Consider the following 18,543-nt stretch of genomic DNA (forward strand, 5'->3'; position numbering starts at 1 on the left):
CTTCAGCTGTTGGCGACCGAAGCGATGTCGCCATAGGCCTTCATCGCGGCCTGGCGCATGAAGCCCTGGTCTGAGGCGACGATGAAAGCGCTTGCGCCCATGCCTCGGAACCGCACCGCCTCTTCGGCGCTCGCGACCATGACAGCGACGGGTTTGCCGGCTCGTTTCGCCGCGGCGAAAATCCTGTCGCAGGCGTCCCGCACCTGTGGCGCCTCCATCCCGGTTGCTCCGAAGGCCACGGTCAGGTCGCCACGACCGATGAAGACGCCATCCAGGCCCTCCGTCCCCAGAATGCCGTCGAGGTCCTCGAGCGCTTCGGGATCCTCGATCATCGCGATGAACGTGACGGTCTCGTCGCCTGCCTTGACGTGATCCCAAATCCCGACCGCGCCGAAGCCGCCGGCGCGCGTCGTGTTCGAAAAGCCGCGCCTACCCCCGCGGTAGCGGCAGGCGGTGGCTATGTCTCTCGCCTTTGCGGGTGAACTGACATGCGGTACCAGAACGCCTGTCGCGCCGTCGTCCAGCACTGAAAGAATTTTTGCCGCCGTCGGTTCGGCCACGCGCACCAGCCCGGCGGTGCCCGAAGCGCGCGCGGCGAGCAATCCGCCGTCGATCGCGACGCGATCCCAGGGCGCATGTTCCTCATCGATCACCACAAAGTCGAAGCCGACCGCGCCTAGAATTTCGATCGGATGGGTCGCAGGAGTCTTGACGAACGTGCCGACGAGGTGCTCGCAGGCGAGGAAGCGTTGGCGAAAACTGCGGCGTTCGGTGCTCATGCTGTGAATTTCTCCCTGGATATGGATCTCACCGCATCGGCAGCATGGCGTGCGGAAGGAACAGTGAAACGGCCGGCATGGCGGCGACGAGAAAAAGAACGAACAGACAGATGCCGATCAGCGGCACGGACTCTTTCGCGACATCAGTCAAGGACTGGCCCGACGCTGCACAGACGATGAACAGCAGGATGCCGACCGGCGGCGTAGCCATGCCGATCACCACGTTAAGCACCACCATCATGCCGAACTGGACCGGATCCATGGCGATGATCTTGTTGAACTGTAGAAGGATCGGCATGGTCAGGATGAGGATCGAGATCGGCTCGAGGAACATCCCGAGCACGAGCAGCGCAAGGTTCAGCATGATCAGGACGACGATCGGGTTCTCGCTGACCGACAGCACCGCGGAAGCGATCGTCGTCGGCACCTGCTCCAGCGTGAAGACGAAGGCAACGATGCTCGCCATGGCGGTGATGAAGAGTATCGAGGAACTGACCAGCGTCGTCGCGACCAGCGACTCCCAGACGCGCTTCAGCGTCAGGTCGCGATAGGCGAAGCCGACCAAGAGGGCATAAGCGACCGCAACCGCCGCTGCTTCCGTCGGCGTGAACACGCCCGCCTTGATCCCGACGACGATAATCAGGGGCAGGATCAGTGCGGGCAGAGTTCGGATGGTTGCCTGGCGCCGCTCGGCCCAGCGCATCTTCGGCGTGACGGGATAGCCGTCCCGGCGCGCGCGCCAGCCGGCATAGATCAGAAGTCCTGCAGCCAGGAGGAGTCCGGGACCGACGCCGGCGATGAAGAGCTGGCCGATCGAGGTGCCCGAAAGGACGCCGTAGATGATCATGGTGATCGAGGGCGGGATAATCGGACCCATGATCGAGCTGACGCCGACCAGCGCCGCCGCATAGGCCGGTGGCATGCCCTGTTTGCGCATGGCGGGAATGAGTATCGAACCCAGCGCCGAGGCTTCGGCAGCGGCGCTTCCCGATATGCCCGCAAAGAAGCCGCAGGAGAGCACCGTCACCGAGGACATGCCGCCCTTTCGATGACCGACCATGGCGCGCGCAAAGACCACGATGCGGTCGGTGATGCCGCCGACGTTCATGAGCATGCCGGCGAGCAGGAACAGCGGAATGGTCAGCAGAATGAACTGGTCGACGCCGGCCATCATGCGCTGCGGGAATGCCAGGACGATCGCGCCATTGCCGCTCATATAGAGGTAGATCATGCCGCCTACACCGAGCGCGAGCGCGATCGGCACTCCCGTGGCGAGCAGCAGGAAGAAGGCACCAAAAAATGCTCCCATCATCAGGCTCCCGGGATGCTGTCGAGGCGGGTGTCGGCACGGCCGGCCCTGAGGTCGCGGGCTTCGATGACGATCGCAGCGATCATGTGCAGCGCAAGAAGCGCCGAGCCCACCGCGACCGAGACATAGACCCAGAAGACCGACAGGCCGACGCCATGGCCGATAAGCGACATGGCGATGAAGTCGACGGCCGGCACGATCTGGCCGCCGAAGCGGGTCGCGTAGTCATAGCCGTTGATCGTCATCAGACAGAGGAAGACGAGGATCGGAATTGTGACGATCGCCTTGAGCACGAGGCGTGCATGAGGCCTCAGCATGAGCGGCACCACGTCGACGGCGACGAGTTCACCGCGGTGATAGGCCATGCCGATGAAAAGGAACGTTTGCCAGATCAAGAGGTAACGGCAAATCTCCTCGGCCCAGATGAAGGAGGCGTTGAAGACGTAGCGCGCGATGACCTGCGCGATCATGATCGACACGACCGCCAGCATGGAAATCCCTGCCAGGAAGCGGATGACCTTGACGTACCAGCCCAAGAGCCCGCTCGGCCATGCCGCACTTTCCTCGTTGACATCCATTCGGAATCCCCAGAGGCGAATAGGAGGTATCCGCGGGTAGCAGGGCGCTGCCCGCGGCGTTGTCACATCGTGGCAGCCGCGCTCAGATCAGCGCGCGCGCCTGCCCGACGAACTCCTTGATGAGCGGCGACGTCGAACTCCACTGCTCGATGATCGGCTCGACCTTCGCCTGCATCCCGGCGAGATCTTCGAGTTCGAAGATCTGAACGCCCTTGGCACGCAATTCGTCGCGGCCCTCATGGTCCTGCTTCTTGGTGTATTCGAGCGTCGGCGCGATGGAATCGTGACCTGCCTGCTTGATGGCCTGCTGGATTTCCGTCGGCAGGCCGTCAAAGAAGGTCTTGTTGATCGCGATCACGTGGTGCCACGGATAGTGACCGGTGAGCGTGAAGTTCTTGCCGACCTCCCAGAGGTTCTCGCCCAGCATGGAAGAGACGTTGATCTCGACGGCGTCGATGACTTTGGTTTCGAGTGCGCCGTAGACCTCGCCGTAGGGCAGGCCTATAGGCGCCGTACCGACGCCCTCCCAGATCGCCTTGTGCAGCGGTACGGGCAGGATGCGCGTCTTTAGCCCGGCAAAATCCGGCACCGACTTCACTTCCCTGGTGGCGCACAGGAAGTGGCGCTGTCCAATGTCGGTGGTCTGCACCCCGACGAGGCCGGCCGGCTCCAGATCGTCGAGCAGCTTCTGGCCGATGTCTGCCGTCGCGATCCGCGAAAAATGGTCGTAATCCTTGATCAGGAAGGGAAGCTGGTACGCGTCGAGCGCGTTGCGGCCGGTCACAAGGGGAAACAGGACGCCGCTGCAGCCGCACAGCTCGTTGGTGCCGGCAATGGCGGATTCGAGATTCTGCCGGTCTTCGCCGAGCTGCCGGTTGGGAAAGATCGTTAGATTGGTCGCGCCGGGAACCAGTGCCTCGAGGGCCTTCTTGAACTCGACCGTCGCGATATGACCGGGATGAATTTCATTCGCGGCGTGCGCCAGGCGCATGTTGATGGGAGCGGCACGAGAGATGTTGGGCATTGCAAGCGTCGCGGTAGCGGCGCCCGCAAGGGTTATCACCCTGCGGCGGGTCAGCATAACGTCTCCTCCTGTTTCGTTGTGCGGAACGCTGTTTCGTCTATAATTCATGCAGCCTGTATTGCTGTCAAGCGTGCGGCCGAAAAGAAGTTAGCTGCACTGCAACACGCACTGCCCACTTGACACGGGGCCGATGAGAGTGCGTTCTTATATGCATCCTTTTGTTCTGCACAGCGAAACACACGATAACCTTGTGTCACGCTGCCCTGGAGTGAATGCAGATGTATGATTCAAGCGACCCGAGATCGCGCATGGCTGCCGCTGCAAAGTCGCCCTCCATCTCCGGCCACTACACGCCGGCCGAGTATGGCCTGTACTATGAGGAAGACCCGCAGGAGACCGCGGCCGATACCAGGACCTGGATGTCGCGCGGGCAGAACTTCCTTGTGGCCTATTCGGAGGCCGAACCCGGCGCCGTGCTCGAGCGCAAGGATCAGATCGACGAATATGTGCTGCTCCTGCCCGACAAGGGAAAAGGCGCAGTGATCGACGCGCCGGAAGGGCGGACGATAGCCGAAGGCTTCTCACTGGTCATCCTGCCCCCGGGCGACACACGGATTGCGCTGCCGGACGGCGGGCGCATAGCCCGTATCTTTTCAAGCCGATCGCCGGACCTGGTGACCCGCTGCTCCAACGCCGGCTCGTTCGGCGTCGAGCATCCACGCATTCCGCCCTTCGCGCCGTGGCCTGAGCCGCCGGCGGGCTACAGGGTGCGCGCCTACAGCCTCGACATCCCGAAGGAGCCAGGCCGCTTCGGCCGGATCTTCCGCTGCACCACGCTGATGGTGAACTTTCTCGACCCTCAACAGGGGCCGCGCGACGTCACCAAACTTTCGCCGCACCATCACGACGATTTCGAACAGGGGTCGCTGGCGCTCGACGGAGCCTTCATGCACCACCTGCGCTGGCCCTGGACCACCGACATGACCGCTTGGCGCGAGGATGAGCATGCGTATTGCAAGTCGCCCTCGCTCGCCGTCATCCCGCCGCCGGCGATCCACACGTCACGCGGCATGGAAGAAGATCTCAATCAGCTTGTCGACATATTCTCGCCGCCGCGCGCTGACTTCTCGAAACAGCCAGGTTGGGTGCTCAACGCCGATGAATATCCCATGCCGCAGGAGGCCTGACATGGCTTGGCGTTCACCGGACAGCAGCAACAGCGGAAACTCGGGCCGTCGAAGGTTTCTTGTCTCCCGGCCGTCCGAACTGCATATCTCGCGCCAGCCCGCCCGTGAACGGGCGGCGTGATTGAAGCCATCCGGTTCGGAGACGACGATGCTGGACGACAAAGACACCAGGCGCGAAGGCAGCGGGGTACAAGCCGTCGTATTTGCGCTCAACATCCTTGAATATGTCGCCCAGTGCCAGACCTCTGTCGGTGTATCCGAGCTTGCGCGCGCCTTCGACACCACGAAGAGCCGCATACACCGCCATCTCCAGACGCTGGTGACGGCCGGCTATCTGATCCGCAACGAAGAGAGCGAGCGCTATATGATCAGCGCCCGCCTCATGGCGCTGGGCCAGGCCGTCTCCGAAAGCTTCGAACTGGCTTCCGCGGCGCGGCAGACCGCGCGGGAATTGCGCGACCGGTTAGGTCACGCAGTCGCCATCAGCCAACCCGAAAAGGAAGGCAACCGTATCCTGCTGCTCATGCCCAGCCGCTCCAACATCGATATCAGCGTGAAGCCGGGCTCGATCCTGCAATTCCATTCCAGTGCGCAGGGAAAGCTCACTCTCGCCTTCGGGGACGCAATGCTGCTGCCGCAGGTGACAAGTGCCAGGCTCGATATGCATACACCCTACACGATCTCCGATCCCGAAAGGCTCAAGGCGGAAATCGATGCGGTGCGAAGGCGCGGCTGGGCGGTTGCGCCCAATGAAGAGATGGTGGGGCTCAATGCCCTGGCCGCCCCGATTTTCGATGCGTTGGGCCATTATGTCGGCGCCGTTGCAATAACCGACTCCGTTCAGTTCATCGGTGAAACGCCGACGACAGAGCAGGTCAGGCATATTTTCGATGCAGCGAGTCAAATCTCAAAGAATCTAGGCCATCGGCCGAAGCCCGGTGAAGCGCGACAGGTGTCTCACGCAGATGAAAACCTCTCCGGGCTATAGGCCGACAGAAAGTCGTCCAAGTGATGTTCCAAAAGCTCGGAGCGAGACCTGGCGGAGGATACTCGAGACGCTGTTCGCGGACTATCCCGTTTCGATCACCGCCGCACTAGGGGTCCTGATAATCTTCCTTCTGGCATTGTGCTTATGAGATCCAGTGCTGCGAGCGCGCTGGCAAGCTGGACCTTTCCGTCAGGATAGACACTGTTCCACGCCAGACCAGCATTGCAGCCTCTCAACGCTTTCGAACAACGGCCACCATTCTCACGGGCTTCAGGCGGCCGTTTCGACCGGCAGGCCGGCGGCTTTCCATTCGGGATAGCCGTCCTCGAGCCGACGGACGAGATAGCCCCGCTCTCGCAAGGCGGCGACCGCTTCGAACGAGAGAACGCAATAGGGGCCGCGGCAATAGGCGATCACTTCCCGACCTGCCTCTAGCTCGCCCAGGCGACGCTCCAGTTCGGCCAGCGGGATGTTGAGGGCGCCTGGAAGATGTCCGACCGCGAACTCATCCTCTGGCCGCACGTCGAGAACCGTGACCATGCCGTCATGCAGCCGCGAGACGAGATCGTCTCGCGACACCGGCTCCATTGCATCGCGAGCCCGGAAGTAGTCGGCCATGACGCGGTCGATTTCGGCCATGTTTCGCTCGCCGACGCGGCCGAGCGCCTTGATCAGCGTCACTACTTCGGCGTCGCCGGCAAGGCTGTAGAGCACGTGCTTGCCGCGGCGCTCCGTCTCGACGAGGCGCGCCCGCCGCAGGATCTGCAGGTGGCGCGACGTGTTGGCGAAGCTCAGATGGGCTCGCGCGGAGAGGTCCTCGACGCTGCGCACCCCTTGCGCGAGATGCTCCAGAAGCTCGAGCCGATGCGGATGGCCGAGCGCCTGAGCCACTTCGGCAAGGCTCGCGTAGATCGCCTGTTTTGGTCCGGTGCTTGACACGGCTTCTCCCCAGTGGAACATTCAGCAGAATGATTGAATGTTTCTAGCCTTTCGTAGCGAGGAGAGCAAGACCATGATCCTTCGCCAATTCCTTCACACCGATCCAGTCGGCATCTCGTACCTGTTCGGCTGCGGCGGCAAGGCAGCCGCGGCCGTCGTCGATCCGGCCGGCGACATCGAGTTCTACCTGCGCGCTGCCGAAGACGCCGGCATGCGCATCCATTTCGTTGTCGACACGCATGTTCATGCCGACCATCTCTCCGCCGGCCGCGCGCTCGCCGAAGCGGCGGGCGCCGCATACGTGCTCTCTGCGCAGGCGGATGTTGCGTTCCCGTTCAAAGGCATGCGCGACGGCGAGGTCCTCTCGCTCGGCAACGTCACCGCAACCGTCCTGCACACGCCCGGTCACACCCCGGAGCACATCTGCCTTCTCGTCAGCGACCGCACGCGTGCCGACGAGCCGTGGTTCGTGCTGACTGGCCACACGCTGATGGTCGGCGACCTCGGTCGCACCGAACTCGCCGCCAACGCCGAGCAAGGCGCAAAGGACCTCTTTCGGAGCGCCGGTCGGCTCAAGGCTCTCCCCGATCATGTCGAGGTGCTCCCCGGCGCCTATGCTGGCTCGGTCTGCGGCCGGCGCCTGAGCGGCAAGCCCTGGTCGACCATCGGTTTCGAGAAACGTCATAACGAGGCTCTCCGGATCGTGGACGAAGCCGCGTTCATCCGCTTCATGCTCGCCGAGATTCCGCCGGCTCCGCCCGAGGCCGCGGCACTCCGGGCCGCCAATTCCGCCCTAGCTGCGGCGGCGGCCTGACCCATGGACGAAGCGGCATCGGTTCCAGGCAAGACGGGTTCAACCGTCAGGCTCGGCCTCAGGGAGAACTGGCCGCAATTCGCGCTGCTCGTCGTGATCAATGCCTTTGTCGGCGGCATGGTCGGGATAGAACGAACAGTGGTGCCGCTGATCGGATCGGAGGAGTTCCACGTCACGTCGACGACGCTCATCGTCTCCTTCATCGTCAGCTTCGGCGTCGTCAAGGCCCTCGCCAATCTGGTCTCGGGCCAGCTTGCCGACGCGTGGGGCCGCAAGCGCGTACTCATTTTGGGATGGCTGGTCGGCCTACCGGTGCCGTTCATGATCATCTGGGCGCCGACCTGGGAATGGGTGATTGCGGCCAACGCATTGCTCGGCATCAACCAGGGGCTCGCCTGGTCGATGACGGTGATCATGAAAGTCGATCTCGTCGGGCCGAAGTCGCGCGGCCTTGCCGTCGGCCTCAACGAGTTCGCCGGCTATCTCGCCGTCGGGGTGACGGCGTTCCTGACCGGCTATCTCGCCGCGCAATACGGACTTCGGCCGGTGCCGATCTATCTCGGCATCGGCTATGCGGTCCTCGGTGCCGGACTGTCGATCCTGCTCGTGCGCGACACCCGGGACCACGTTCGGCTGGAGGCCTCATCCCACGCGCAGCAGTCCGCGCCGATCAGCTTTCGGCAGGTCTTCGCGCTCACTTCGTTCGGAGATCGCAACCTGTTCGCCGCCTCGCAGGCCGGTCTCGTCAACAACCTCAACGACGGCATGAGCTGGGGCATCTTCCCATTGTTCTTCGCTTCCTTCGGCCTTGGTGTCGAGCGTATCGGCATCCTTAAGGCGATCTATCCCGCGACATGGGGTATCTTGCAGGTCGCCACAGGCCCCTTGAGCGACCGCTGGGGGCGCAAGGGCCTGATTGTAGCCGGCATGTGGGTTCAGGCCGCCGGCCTGTTTCTCACCGCGGCGACGCGCCAGTTCGAGGGGTGGATCGTCGGCAGCCTTCTGCTCGGCCTCGGCACGGCGATGGTCTACCCGAGCCTGATCGCAGCCGTCTCAGATGCCTCGCATCCGACCTGGCGCGCCCGCTCGCTCAGCGTCTACCGGTTCTGGCGAGATCTCGGCTACGCGATCGGTGCGCTCTCCGCCGGCCTCATCGCCGACAGCTTCGGGCTGTCATGGGCGATCGCATCGATCGCCGCGCTGACGTTTTTCTCGGGGTTGGTCGTGGCTGTCGTGATGAGCGAATCGGATGTCGCGCGCGCGTCCCATCCGTCCTCGAGGAGGGCAACATGACGGCGGTGGCAGATCGTCCGCCCGAGCAATTGATCCGGCGCAAATTCGCCGCGCTGTCTTTGGCTTATACTGAAATTCAACCACGACCGGCGGCGGCAGTACGGAAAGAACCGAAAGCATTTCCGTATCGAAGCCGTGGAGCCGCCAGCGAGTTGGAACGGGCTCTGCCGAGCCCCATGAGAGGCAAGGAGGATATCATGACGTTGATTTCACTGACGCGCGTGGCCGCGCTCGCCGCCATTGTCGCCGCCGGCGTGACGACTACAGCCGCCGCGCAAACGACCGCAGCCGATCCGCATCATCCAGATACGACGGTCACACAGGCCTCTCCCGAGCCTGGGGATACGACGGGACAAGACCAAGGTGCACAGCCCGCCCAACCCGGCATGATGCCTCCCGGAATGATGGGCCAAGGCATGATGGGCCAGGGCATGATGGGCAAGGGCATGGGGCAGGGCATGATGGGCGAGATGATGCAGCCCGGCATGATGGGCGCAATGCCGATGATGCGCATGCGCGGGCATATGATGAAGATCATGTTCGCCATTGCCGACACGGACGGCGACGGCGGGCTCTCCTTCGAAGAGATCTCGGCCATCCATAAGCGAATCTTCGACAAGGTGGACGCCGACAAGGACGGCAAAGTAACGCCCGAGGAGGTTCAGGCATTCATGCGGGAGTAGCCGCGCGCGCAAGCTGATCGCCGGGCGCGACGGCCTTCGCGGCACTGCCGACCAAGCTGACCATGATGGAGTTCGCCAATGCAAAAGGCTCTGATTCCGATTTTCGCGGCGGCGAGTGCCGCCCTCATCCTCGCGCCTGGCGCGGTGTTGGCGCAGGCACCGTCAGACGCTGACAGGTACGCTTACGGGCCACATATGATGTGGGGTGGAGGCTGGTACGCCATGATTTTCGGGCCGCTGTTCATGATCCTCTTCCTCGCCGTGCTGATCGCAGCCGTGGTTTTTCTCGCCCGCTGGGCCGGCGGGCCATGGCAAACAGTGCCACCGCATCACGCGCCGCCGGGCCGCACACCGCTCGACATTCTCAAGGAACGCTTTGCGCGCGGCGAGATCGACAAGGACGAGTTCGAGGAACGGCGCCGCGTACTCGGCGAATAGCCGTCGGCGCCGAAATCGACGCCGTCGCGGATCAGCTTCGAGCTGTCACGTCATAAGGCCTGTCGCGCCGGCGGCTCTTTCGCCGCCGCGGCTTCCTCTGGACTGAGGGCGCCCGGCCGGAGCTTGAACAGGATCAGGAGCGGCCCGGCGACGAAGATGGAGGAATAGGTCCCAGCGAGGATGCCGAAGATCATCGCTATCGTGAAGGACTGGATGACCTCGCCGCCCCAGATCGAAAGCGCCGCCAGCGCGAACAGCGTGGTCACGCCGGTCAGCACCGTTCGCGCCAGCGTCTGGTTCATCGACAGGTCGAGCAGCTCGGCAATCGGCATCCTTTTATAGCGGCGCAGATTCTCGCGGACCCGATCATAGACAACAACTGTATCGTTGATGGAATAGCCAACAATAGTCAGGATCGCGGCTATCGAGGTCAAATTGAACTCTATGCCCGCGACGACGTAGAAGCCGACCATCAGGATCACGTCGTGGAACGTCGAAATGATGGCGCCGAGCCCGAACTGCCACTCGAACCTGATCCAGATATAGACGAGCATCGCCAGCAGCGAGGCGAGCACACCCATTGTGCCGTTGAACGCGAGTTCGGAAGACACTGTCGGACCGACAACCTCGATGCGACGGAACTCGTAATCGGTTTCGAGCGCGCTTCTCACTTTCGCAACGGCGGACTGTTCGGCAATGTCGCCACCCCCCTGGGTGCCGATGCGGATCAGCACATCCCGGGCCGACCCGAACTCCTGCACCTGCACCTCACCCAGTTCGAGACCTGTCAGGCGCTCACGGATGTCGCCGATGTCGGCCTGCTGGCCCTTTGCCTGCACCTCGATGCTCGAACCGCCGCGGAAGTCGATGCCGTAGTTCATGCCGACAGTGAAGAACAGCGCAGCCGAAGCGATCGACAACAGCAAGGACAGCGTGAAGGCGTACTTTCGGAATGCCATGAACGGCACGCGCGTGTCGTCGGGCACCAGGCGCATGACACCGCTGGGCATGGCTTTCGGGCGCTGCCGGCGAAGCCAGAACGCGACCAGCCAGCGCGTCAGCGTGAAGGCCGTGAACACGGTGGTGACGATGCCGATGGCGAGTGTCACGGCAAAGCCCTTGATCGGGCCCGAGCCGAGGAAGAACAGGATGACGGCGGCAATCAGCGTCGTCACATTGGCGTCGACGACGGTCGCCAGCGCCTGTTTGAACCCGGAATCCATCGACTGCACGATCGAGCGCCCTTGGCGGTTCTCTTCGCGGACGCGCTCGAAGATGATGACGTTGGAATCGACCGCCATGCCCATCGTCAGCACGATGCCGGCGATGCCAGGCAGCGTCAGCGTCGCGCCGAGAACCGACAGGACCGCGATGATCAGCGCGACGTTGGCCAGGAGCGCGATATTCGCGATCAGTCCCAGCCGCCCATAGGCGAACAGCATGAAGCCGACGACGAGGACCCCGGCGATGATTGACGCGAACTGGCCCGCCTCGATCGAATCGCTACCAAGGCTCGGACCGACGGTGCGTTCCTCGACGATGGTGAGGTCGGCAGGCAGTGCGCCGGCGCGCAGCAGGACCGCAAGGTCGTTCGCGCTCTCCACCGTGAAATTGCCGGATATCTGCCCGGTGCCGCCCATGATCGGTTCGCGGATCTGAGGTGCTGAGATCACCTCGTTGTCGAGGATGATCGCGAACAGGCGCCCGACATTGCTCTGGGTAGCCTGACCGAAGCGGGTGGCGCCGCGGTTGTCGAAGCGAAACGAGACCACCGGCTCGTTGGTGCGCTGGTCGAAGGTTGCCTGCGCATCGACGAGGTTTTCACCGGAGACGATGACCCGGTTCTCGATCAGATGGGGAACCGGCGGATCATCCGTCGAATTCATCACCGTCGAGCCCGCCGGCGGGCGGCCGGAGATCGCCTCCTCGACCGGAATCGACTGGTCGACCATCTGGAAGGTCAGCTTCGCGGTCTGTCCGAGAATATCCTTCAGCCGCTGCGGATCCTGCAGGCCCGGCACCTGGACCATGATGCGGTCCGACCCCTGGCGCTGGACGATCGGCTCGGTCGTGCCGAGCTCGTTCACGCGCCGGCTCACCACCTCGATCGATTGAGTCAGCGCCGCGGCGACCCGGTAGTCGACCCCGGCTTCGGTCAGGGTAAAACGCAGCAGGCCCGGTTCCGGCTCGGCCATCTCCATTTCGGTCACGGAGCCGCTCATGAAAAGGCCGGTCGAGATCGGCTGCGTCAATCTTTCGAGCGCGCGCTTCGCAGCTTCGATCTGACCTTGGTCGCGAATGCGGACCTGGATGGAATTGGCGGTGCCGGCAAGCCCGGTATAGCCGATCTGGGCATCGCGCAGCGCTGTGCGGATCTCGTCGCGTGCCGATTCGAGGCGTTCGTTGGCGAGGTCCTGCCGATCGATCTGGAGCAGGATATGCGAGCCGCCCTGCAGGTCGAGCCCTAGCGTCAGCTGCTGCTTTGGCAGCCAATTCGGCAGCGATGCCAGAGTGGGGGCGGGAACCAGGTTGGGCGCTGCGTACAGGATACCGGCCAGGACCGTCAGCCAGATGAGAATGGTCTTCCAGCGCGAAAAATGCAGCATATTCTTATCCGTTCAGCCCATATCGGGCGGAAACCGCCTCCGACAAGTGCTTTGGCGTTCCGATCGGCGAGCAACTCGACGAGAGCCCGAACGGAACGCGATGTGAAAGTTCTGGGAGTCAGGGGCCGCGGTAGCGCGGCCAAGATCATGCCGTGAGAAGCGGAGGCGCGCGCGCATCGAAGGCGCGGATCGGCGGCAGTTTCGGTCGGTCTTCACACCATATGCCAAACGATGCGGCTGACGCGGTTTCGAGCGGCAGGCGTAAATCCGGGATAATGCAAAAGGGCTTGCCGTTTCCCGCAACGGCAGGCGTTCCCGTCTTGAAGCGGGAAGTCTCAGCACCAACGTGGCGCGCAATGTCGCGCGCAAGGATAGTCGGGTGTGTGACTGGTCCGGTCGCGCCGATTTGCCCTTTAGCAAGGTCCTGTGCGATCTGGTCGGCTGTTGCCGCAGGAATGGTCCAGACCAAAAAGAGGAACGAAGCGAGCAGCCGCAAACCAGCACTCGCGCTGAGCAGCACGCCGGGCCTTATGCTAGCCTGTCTTCGACCGCTTCGTCTCATCTCACCGGTAGGCTCTTCATACACTGCGATTAATGCACCTTCGCCTTCGTTGCTTCAGGAAGCGGCAGGCCGCACTCTTAGTCTTTAGCTATAGCACATGCATTGCGAATTGAAGCGCACCTTTCACGTACTCAAAGGGTAAGTGTGTTGGCCGATCGATTGGCAGCCTACCGCTTCTCGATCAATTGGACATAACTTTGCAGGATGCCGCTCCAGCCACGATCGGATTCGAAGATCTCACGTGCCGCTTCGCCGGCCGCGCCCATGTTCTCAAGGCGGCGATGCTCAAGCTCGACGCGAGTCGCGTTCTCGCCGGCCTCGGAGAACTTGATCTCGACTTCGGTCAGCAGCGACGGATCATATTGCCAGTCGGTGCGAATCCGCCATGCCAGGACGATGCGGTTTGGCGGTTCCCACGCCAGCACCTCGCCCCAGTCGCATTCCGTCCCATCCTCGCCGGTCTCAAACCAGCGGCCGCCTGCCTTTGGCTCGATAGTCGCGCTCCTGAGCGCGGACTTGCCTATGGAGTGGGACGCCGGCCACCAACGTCCGAACCCGCTCGTGAACACATCAAACGCCGTGGCAACCGGCACGTCCACGGTGACCGACTTGCGCACAGGCGCCGGTTTGATGATCGCCGTCATTGGTCTCGCTCCTTGGCTTTGTTGATCTCGTTTCGGAAGGCGTCGAGCGCGTTCCCCCACATCTGGTCGAGCCAAGCACGCATCTCCCCGAGACCATGAGGGTCGACGTGGTAGATGTTGCTGGCACCGCGAGGCTCGGCGCGGACCAGCCGGGCCTCCCTCAGCACCTTCAGGTGATGAGAGATCGCCGGCTGAGACACCGGCAGGGTTCGAGCTAGGTTCGCCACCGAACGCGGCTCTTCGGCCACAAGCTCGAATACCTTTCTGCGCGTGGGGTCGGCCAGTGCGACCATGCCTGCATAATCATAAACCATAACTTATGATAAACACAGATTTATGATTAAAGCAACCCCGCTATTCGGGAGCGAACGCCAAGGCGCGTCCGCCCGCGCCACCCAAAACGCGCAGGGAAGGAGGATGCGCAGGCGACCATTGGCCGTTTGCCCCTAACCGCTGTGGCATTTTTGTTACAAGCAGGAGCCGAAAGGCAGCCGCCCTTCTCTTGCCACATCCCGCAATTGATCCAGATCAATGGGCGTCTCTCCGCCGGAATCATTGTTGCGTCGCAACATATTCGAGTCACAAGGAGAGAACATAATGGTGACAGACCGATTGGGCGTGGCCCGGGGGATTGCGGCGGCCGTCGCGCTTTTTGTGGCAGGGCAGCAGGCCGTGGCGGCGGACTTCGAACCCGTGGACGTGGCGGCGCCGAAAAACCCGTGGCAGATTCGCCTGCGCGCCCTGGGCGTGCTCACGGACGATTCGGGTTATGTGAACGGGATCCCCGGCTCGGATCTGTCTTACTCGGATACGGTGACACCCGAGCTCGACATCTCCTACTACTTCACCGACAACCTCGCCGCCGAGCTCATTCTTGGCACCACCTATGCCAAAATCGATGGGGGAGGGACCATAAGCGGGCTGGGCGAGATCGGTAAGGTCTGGGTGCTGCCGCCGACGCTGACGCTGCAGTATCACTTCACCAATTTCGGCGCCTTCAAGCCGTATGTGGGCGCCGGCGCGACCTACGCGATGTTCTACAACCAGGATGCGACCAACGCCGACGACATCGATGTCAAGGACACGTTCGGCGGCGCCCTGCAGGTTGGCTTCGACTACATGGTGAACGAGCATTGGGGCGTCAATTTCGACGTGAAGAAGCTGTTTCTGGAGCCCAAATACGACGTCACGGTCGGTGGCACGGCACTGACGGGCAAAGCCAAGCTCAATCCCTGGCTGATCGGCACGGGCGTCACCTACCGCTTCTGACGAGGAGGGGCGGCCGCAGGCCGCTAGCCGGAGATGGAAGGGCGCTTGTGCGCCCTTTCGTCTCTTGCACCGGCAGAATCAGGCCTGTCGCGCAGCGCGTGCCAGCCCGTGCGCCACCAGCCGGTCGATGATCTCGGAATAGCTGACGCCGCTTGCCGCCATCGCCTTGGAATACATGCTGATATCGGTGAAACCGGGAATGGTGTTCAGTTCGTTGATGAGCAAGCGCATGTCTGGCGTCACGAAGAAATCAACGCGCGCCATGCCATCGCAGCCGACCGCCCGGAAGGCCTCTACCGCCATCGCGCGCAGACTGCCTTCGATCTCTTCCGGCAGCTGTGCCGGCACGTGCAGAGCCGCGCCGTCCTCGTCGATATATTTGGCGTCGTAGCTGTAGAAACCGTGGCTCTGTGCCGGCACGATCTCGCCGGGGCGGGAAACGAAGAGGCCGCCTTCCGTATCCTCCAGCACGCTGCACTCGATCTCGCGGCCTCGAATGAATTCTTCGGCCAGCAGCTTGCGGTCGTGCCTGAAGCCTTCGGTAAGCGCTGCCTCGTAATCTTTTTCAGTCGAAACCTTGCTGACGCCGACCGAGGAGCCCTGCCGGGCGGGCTTGAGGAAAAGCGGAAGCCCGAACGCACTCTGTAGCTCCGCAAAGGCCGGTGCGACGCCGTGGTGGATCGTGACGGATCGCGCAACGGGCAAGCCCGCCTCGTTCAGCAGGCGTTTGGCAATATCCTTGTCGAGTGCGGTCGCAGAACCGAGGATGCCGCAGCCGGCGAGCGGCACGCGCGCCACCTCCGCGAGCCCCTGCACGGAGCCGTCCTCGCCATGGAGGCCGTGCAGCACCGGGAAGAGGATTCCGATCTCCGGCAGTTCGTAAGGTGTGCCGCTGGCCGGGATCGCCATCATCCGTCCCTGTCCGCCCGGCACGAGGCAGACTTCCGTGCCGCTCGAAGGCTTCGCCAGCGTGCCGTCCTCGAAGCTGCTCAGCAGCCATTGTCCTTCGCGGGTGATGAAGACGGGAACGGCATCGTATCTCGCGGGATCCAGCGCACGCATGACATTGGTTGCCGAAAGCACCGAAACGTCATGCTCGGCGGAGCGTCCGCCAAAGAGCACGGCAATACGCAGTCTGTTCGAAGAAGCGGCCATGAATAGCTCCAAAATGATTCGCTCTTGAACGGCCTGGAAGCCGACTGCGATCCCGGAGGATCGTCTTCAGGCGCCGATTGCCGGCAGCGACAGTGGCAACTCTGGCGGTTCCCATTGGCCGAAGTACGGCACATCGGTCTGCATCTTCATCGGCCTCTCCATTTCGTATACTCGTATACGAAATGGAGATGTGCGTTCAAGCCATTTCGGAATAAGAGAAGCTCGATCGGGAGCGCAACGGTGATGAGGCCCCACGACGCGCGTTAGCCCGTTCTCCGATGCGGGCGCCTGTGGGGCAGGACGTCACGCGCGAAGAATGACGTTCTCAACCGGGCGGCGGAGCGATTTGGGCAACTCGGGCCCATAGCCGAACCTCATCACGAGATCCGGCCGGCGGCCACGGATGCCGAGATAGCTGGCAAATTGCCCGCGCACGGCGGGAACCTCGACCGGTTGATTGATGAATGCATGCCGCAGCTGCAGGGCCGTCGCCTGGAGGGCGAAGCGCTGGCAGCAACGGCCGGCTTCGGCCCAGTAGGCCGGCTCATCCTTGTCGGAGACGAACACGGCAACACCGGCCGAACTCCTGAGCTGGTTCTCATACTTGCTGTTTTCGCCGTCCTTCGTGAACACCTGGCTGAAGATCAGGCGGCCGATCCAGCCCGGTAGAGCCGGATTGCCGGAGGATTTCGAAAACAGTCCATCTCGGGTCGAAAGGGCGTCGCCATAGCTGAATCGAATCCACGATTTCAGTTCTTCCACGAACGCGGCATCGTCCATCTGCGCACTGTTGCCCGCGACGAGATAGGAGAGGATGTCCTCGCGTTGCTGCCGCTCGGTGAAAAGCAGCATCCGCACGCCGTCACCATTGCCGGCGGCTTCCAGAAGCCGGAGATGCTCGGGCGGGACAGGCCGGCCATCATAGAGGGCGCGCGTCGATTGGCGATGCGGGATGGCGTCGAACAGGTCCGTCCGCTCGGGCGGCGCGGCTTCCAGCTCGACCTGTATTCCGCGTGCGTCGGGGGCGTAGCTCGGAGCCGCCCGAAGCCCGAACGCGCGGGCCGCTTGAACCATATTCTCGATGGCGCAGCCGAGGCTGGCGAACACATGATGATCGTCGGGATCGACGGCGCGCAAGCCACGCCCGGGATCGGGCAGCACGAGGATGGAGCGGTCAGAGAGCCGGAATTGCCAAGGCTGCGTGTTATGGCTGTTTGCCGCCAAGGTGGCGTAACGAACAAGTTCTCGTCGGGCCGACGACAACGGCAGATCGGTGCTGTCGCTATGGCGCCACGTGGCGTTGATGGCGTCCTCATAACCGGAAAGACCTCGGGCGTTCATCACCAGCGCAGTTGTGCCGCCAACTGCGACAAGCCCTCCTCCGACGGCTAGCGCGGCCAGGAACCCGCGACGGCTTTGATGGACCTCAGACATGATAGGTGCGTATCACGGCTGGGATCAGTCGGGCTTTGATCTGAGTCATGCCCTCTTGCCGCCTCGGTGCATGGCGGCGAGCCGAGCGTCGTCAACGCGCTCGGTTGCGCCAGATCAAGGCGCGGCCGCAACAGTCCTGATCTCTTGCGCTGGAAGCTGGGACCATGGCTGATGTTGCCGTTCACGCGCGAACAATTCCTTGGCGTCTTCGTCACCTACAATGAAGCGATCTGGCCGCTGCAGATCGCAGCCTACCTGTTCGGCATTGTCGTCGTCGCCCTGTTGTTTCGACCCAGCCGTTCCTCTGACCGGATCATCGCGGGCATTCTCGCGGCGATGTGGGTTTGGACCGGGATTGTCTATCACGGGCTGTTCTTCGCGCCGATCAACACGGCGGCTTATCTCTTCGACGCCCTGTTCCTGTTTCAAGGAGGGTTCCTGGCTGATGCCGGGATCCGGCATGACCGGCTCCGCTTCGGCCTTCAGTCAGGACCGGCCGCGTGGGTGGGCGCCGCTTTCCTGTTTTACACGGCCATTCTCTATCCGTTGATCGGCATGGCGACGGGGCATGCCTATCCCGAGATGCCGATGTTCGGCGTGACGCCGTGTCCGGTGACGATATTCACCTTCGGCATGTTTCTGCTGACGACACAGCGCCTGCCCCGCTGGCTGCTGGTCATCCCCTCCGTCTGGTCGCTGATCGGCGGAAGCGCCGCCATCATGCTTGGCATAACGCAGGATTGGCTGCTCCTCGTAAGCGGTTTTATTGCCGTCCCCCTGATTGTCCTTCGCGATTGGGGCACGGCGCATTTGCGCAGGACGGCATAGATCGCTTACGTGC

General features: G+C 62.8%; 19 protein-coding genes. 8 read left to right on the top strand and 11 right to left on the bottom strand.

Annotated features, from left to right (window positions below; all coding sequences use genetic code 11):
- Nucleotides 1–2 precede the first annotated feature (2 nt).
- The 4 genes from E5X88_RS10740 to E5X88_RS10755 form a co-directional block, all read right to left on the bottom strand.
- Nucleotides 3–779, bottom strand: a complete 777-nt coding sequence (locus tag E5X88_RS10740) for an aldolase/citrate lyase family protein (RefSeq protein WP_292161202.1) — start codon at nucleotides 777–779, stop codon at nucleotides 3–5.
- A 28-nt stretch (nucleotides 780–807) separates the two neighbouring features.
- The gene (locus E5X88_RS10745) at nucleotides 808–2,091 is read right to left on the bottom strand and encodes a TRAP transporter large permease (RefSeq protein ID WP_292161203.1); all 1,284 of its coding nucleotides are present in this window, start codon (nucleotides 2,089–2,091) and stop codon (nucleotides 808–810) included.
- Nucleotides 2,091–2,666, bottom strand: a complete 576-nt coding sequence (locus E5X88_RS10750) for a TRAP transporter small permease (protein WP_292161205.1) — start codon at nucleotides 2,664–2,666, stop codon at nucleotides 2,091–2,093. Before E5X88_RS10750 ends, E5X88_RS10745 begins: the two co-directional genes overlap by 1 nt.
- Before the next feature lie 82 nt (nucleotides 2,667–2,748).
- Nucleotides 2,749–3,747 (bottom strand): TRAP transporter substrate-binding protein, encoded by a 999-nt coding sequence (locus tag E5X88_RS10755; RefSeq protein ID WP_292161206.1) that lies wholly within the window; start codon nucleotides 3,745–3,747, stop codon nucleotides 2,749–2,751.
- A 251-nt stretch (nucleotides 3,748–3,998) separates the two neighbouring features.
- Between E5X88_RS10755 and E5X88_RS10760 the strand changes: the two genes are divergently transcribed.
- Both E5X88_RS10760 and E5X88_RS10765 read left to right on the top strand, forming a co-directional pair.
- Entirely contained in the window at nucleotides 3,999–4,877 is an 879-nt protein-coding gene (locus E5X88_RS10760; RefSeq protein ID WP_292161207.1) for a hypothetical protein, read from the top strand.
- Nucleotides 4,878–5,025: 148 nt separating this feature from the next.
- Nucleotides 5,026–5,865, top strand: a complete 840-nt coding sequence (locus tag E5X88_RS10765) for an IclR family transcriptional regulator (RefSeq protein ID WP_292161208.1) — start codon at nucleotides 5,026–5,028, stop codon at nucleotides 5,863–5,865.
- Nucleotides 5,866–6,135: 270 nt separating this feature from the next.
- Here the strand turns inward: E5X88_RS10765 and E5X88_RS10770 are convergent, their stop codons facing one another.
- The gene (locus tag E5X88_RS10770) at nucleotides 6,136–6,804 is read right to left on the bottom strand and encodes a metalloregulator ArsR/SmtB family transcription factor (RefSeq protein WP_292161209.1); all 669 of its coding nucleotides are present in this window, start codon (nucleotides 6,802–6,804) and stop codon (nucleotides 6,136–6,138) included.
- A 73-nt stretch (nucleotides 6,805–6,877) separates the two neighbouring features.
- Between E5X88_RS10770 and E5X88_RS10775 the strand changes: the two genes are divergently transcribed.
- The 4 genes from E5X88_RS10775 (at nucleotide 6,878) to E5X88_RS10790 (ending at nucleotide 10,032) form a co-directional block, all read left to right on the top strand.
- The gene (locus E5X88_RS10775) at nucleotides 6,878–7,618 is read left to right on the top strand and encodes an MBL fold metallo-hydrolase (RefSeq protein WP_292161210.1); all 741 of its coding nucleotides are present in this window, start codon (nucleotides 6,878–6,880) and stop codon (nucleotides 7,616–7,618) included.
- A 3-nt stretch (nucleotides 7,619–7,621) separates the two neighbouring features.
- The gene (locus E5X88_RS10780) at nucleotides 7,622–8,911 is read left to right on the top strand and encodes an MFS transporter (RefSeq protein ID WP_292161211.1); all 1,290 of its coding nucleotides are present in this window, start codon (nucleotides 7,622–7,624) and stop codon (nucleotides 8,909–8,911) included.
- A 197-nt stretch (nucleotides 8,912–9,108) separates the two neighbouring features.
- Nucleotides 9,109–9,594 (top strand): EF-hand domain-containing protein, encoded by a 486-nt coding sequence (locus E5X88_RS10785; RefSeq protein WP_292161340.1) that lies wholly within the window; start codon nucleotides 9,109–9,111, stop codon nucleotides 9,592–9,594.
- Nucleotides 9,595–9,672: 78 nt separating this feature from the next.
- Nucleotides 9,673–10,032 carry an SHOCT domain-containing protein gene (locus E5X88_RS10790; RefSeq protein ID WP_292161212.1) on the top strand — a complete coding sequence of 120 codons (360 nt, stop codon included), beginning with the start codon at nucleotides 9,673–9,675 and terminating at the stop codon, nucleotides 10,030–10,032.
- 50 nt (nucleotides 10,033–10,082) lie between these two features.
- On the opposite strand, the gene secDF is transcribed toward E5X88_RS10790, so the two are convergent.
- The 4 genes from secDF to E5X88_RS10810 form a co-directional block, all read right to left on the bottom strand.
- On the bottom strand, nucleotides 10,083–12,638 hold the full coding sequence (secDF, locus tag E5X88_RS10795; RefSeq protein ID WP_292161213.1) for a protein translocase subunit SecDF: 2,556 nt from the start codon (nucleotides 12,636–12,638) through the stop codon (nucleotides 10,083–10,085).
- A gap of 145 nt (nucleotides 12,639–12,783) precedes the next feature.
- Complete coding sequence (locus E5X88_RS10800; protein ID WP_292161214.1) at nucleotides 12,784–13,158, bottom strand: hypothetical protein; 375 nt, start codon at nucleotides 13,156–13,158, stop codon at nucleotides 12,784–12,786.
- Nucleotides 13,159–13,367: 209 nt separating this feature from the next.
- Entirely contained in the window at nucleotides 13,368–13,844 is a 477-nt protein-coding gene (locus tag E5X88_RS10805; RefSeq protein ID WP_292161215.1) for an SRPBCC family protein, read from the bottom strand.
- A complete protein-coding gene (locus E5X88_RS10810) occupies nucleotides 13,841–14,158 on the bottom strand; it encodes a metalloregulator ArsR/SmtB family transcription factor (protein WP_292161216.1) in 318 nt (105 codons plus the stop codon). The genes E5X88_RS10805 and E5X88_RS10810 overlap by 4 nt, the downstream gene beginning before the upstream one ends.
- A gap of 283 nt (nucleotides 14,159–14,441) precedes the next feature.
- Between E5X88_RS10810 and E5X88_RS10815 the strand changes: the two genes are divergently transcribed.
- Nucleotides 14,442–15,113, top strand: coding sequence for an OmpW family protein (locus E5X88_RS10815; RefSeq protein WP_292161217.1), 672 nt, complete (start codon nucleotides 14,442–14,444; stop codon nucleotides 15,111–15,113).
- A 78-nt stretch (nucleotides 15,114–15,191) separates the two neighbouring features.
- Here E5X88_RS10815 and E5X88_RS10820 read toward each other — a convergent pair whose 3' ends face one another.
- Nucleotides 15,192–16,268, bottom strand: a complete 1,077-nt coding sequence (locus E5X88_RS10820; protein ID WP_292161218.1) for a D-alanine--D-alanine ligase family protein — start codon at nucleotides 16,266–16,268, stop codon at nucleotides 15,192–15,194.
- A 303-nt stretch (nucleotides 16,269–16,571) separates the two neighbouring features.
- On the bottom strand, nucleotides 16,572–17,609 hold the full coding sequence (locus E5X88_RS10825) for a nitroreductase family protein (protein WP_292161341.1): 1,038 nt from the start codon (nucleotides 17,607–17,609) through the stop codon (nucleotides 16,572–16,574).
- A 264-nt stretch (nucleotides 17,610–17,873) separates the two neighbouring features.
- On the opposite strand from E5X88_RS10825, the gene E5X88_RS10830 reads away from it, so the two are divergent.
- On the top strand, nucleotides 17,874–18,530 hold the full coding sequence (locus E5X88_RS10830) for a DUF6064 family protein (protein WP_292161219.1): 657 nt from the start codon (nucleotides 17,874–17,876) through the stop codon (nucleotides 18,528–18,530).
- Nucleotides 18,531–18,543 lie beyond the last annotated feature (13 nt).

Origin of the sequence: Mesorhizobium sp. (assembly GCF_004962245.1) — a bacterium.
Taxonomy (GTDB): domain Bacteria; phylum Pseudomonadota; class Alphaproteobacteria; order Rhizobiales; family Rhizobiaceae; genus Mesorhizobium.

Coding starts and splice junctions, on each gene's coding strand:
- E5X88_RS10780 (WP_292161211.1), top strand. CDS start 7,622: ATGGACGAAGCGGCATCGGTTCCAGGCAAGACGGGTTCAACCGTCAGG.
- E5X88_RS10810 (WP_292161216.1), bottom strand. CDS start 14,158: ATGGTTTATGATTATGCAGGCATGGTCGCACTGGCCGACCCCACGCGC.
- E5X88_RS10825 (WP_292161341.1), bottom strand. CDS start 17,609: ATGAACGCCCGAGGTCTTTCCGGTTATGAGGACGCCATCAACGCCACG.
- E5X88_RS10830 (WP_292161219.1), top strand. CDS start 17,874: ATGTTGCCGTTCACGCGCGAACAATTCCTTGGCGTCTTCGTCACCTAC.
- E5X88_RS10765 (WP_292161208.1), top strand. CDS start 5,026: ATGCTGGACGACAAAGACACCAGGCGCGAAGGCAGCGGGGTACAAGCC.
- E5X88_RS10790 (WP_292161212.1), top strand. CDS start 9,673: ATGCAAAAGGCTCTGATTCCGATTTTCGCGGCGGCGAGTGCCGCCCTC.
- E5X88_RS10760 (WP_292161207.1), top strand. CDS start 3,999: ATGGCTGCCGCTGCAAAGTCGCCCTCCATCTCCGGCCACTACACGCCG.
- E5X88_RS10805 (WP_292161215.1), bottom strand. CDS start 13,844: ATGACGGCGATCATCAAACCGGCGCCTGTGCGCAAGTCGGTCACCGTG.
- secDF (WP_292161213.1), bottom strand. CDS start 12,638: ATGCTGCATTTTTCGCGCTGGAAGACCATTCTCATCTGGCTGACGGTC.
- E5X88_RS10775 (WP_292161210.1), top strand. CDS start 6,878: ATGATCCTTCGCCAATTCCTTCACACCGATCCAGTCGGCATCTCGTAC.
- E5X88_RS10785 (WP_292161340.1), top strand. CDS start 9,109: ATGACGTTGATTTCACTGACGCGCGTGGCCGCGCTCGCCGCCATTGTC.
- E5X88_RS10815 (WP_292161217.1), top strand. CDS start 14,442: ATGGTGACAGACCGATTGGGCGTGGCCCGGGGGATTGCGGCGGCCGTC.
- E5X88_RS10745 (WP_292161203.1), bottom strand. CDS start 2,091: ATGATGGGAGCATTTTTTGGTGCCTTCTTCCTGCTGCTCGCCACGGGA.
- E5X88_RS10820 (WP_292161218.1), bottom strand. CDS start 16,268: ATGGCCGCTTCTTCGAACAGACTGCGTATTGCCGTGCTCTTTGGCGGA.
- E5X88_RS10755 (WP_292161206.1), bottom strand. CDS start 3,747: ATGCTGACCCGCCGCAGGGTGATAACCCTTGCGGGCGCCGCTACCGCG.
- E5X88_RS10740 (WP_292161202.1), bottom strand. CDS start 779: ATGAGCACCGAACGCCGCAGTTTTCGCCAACGCTTCCTCGCCTGCGAG.
- E5X88_RS10750 (WP_292161205.1), bottom strand. CDS start 2,666: ATGGATGTCAACGAGGAAAGTGCGGCATGGCCGAGCGGGCTCTTGGGC.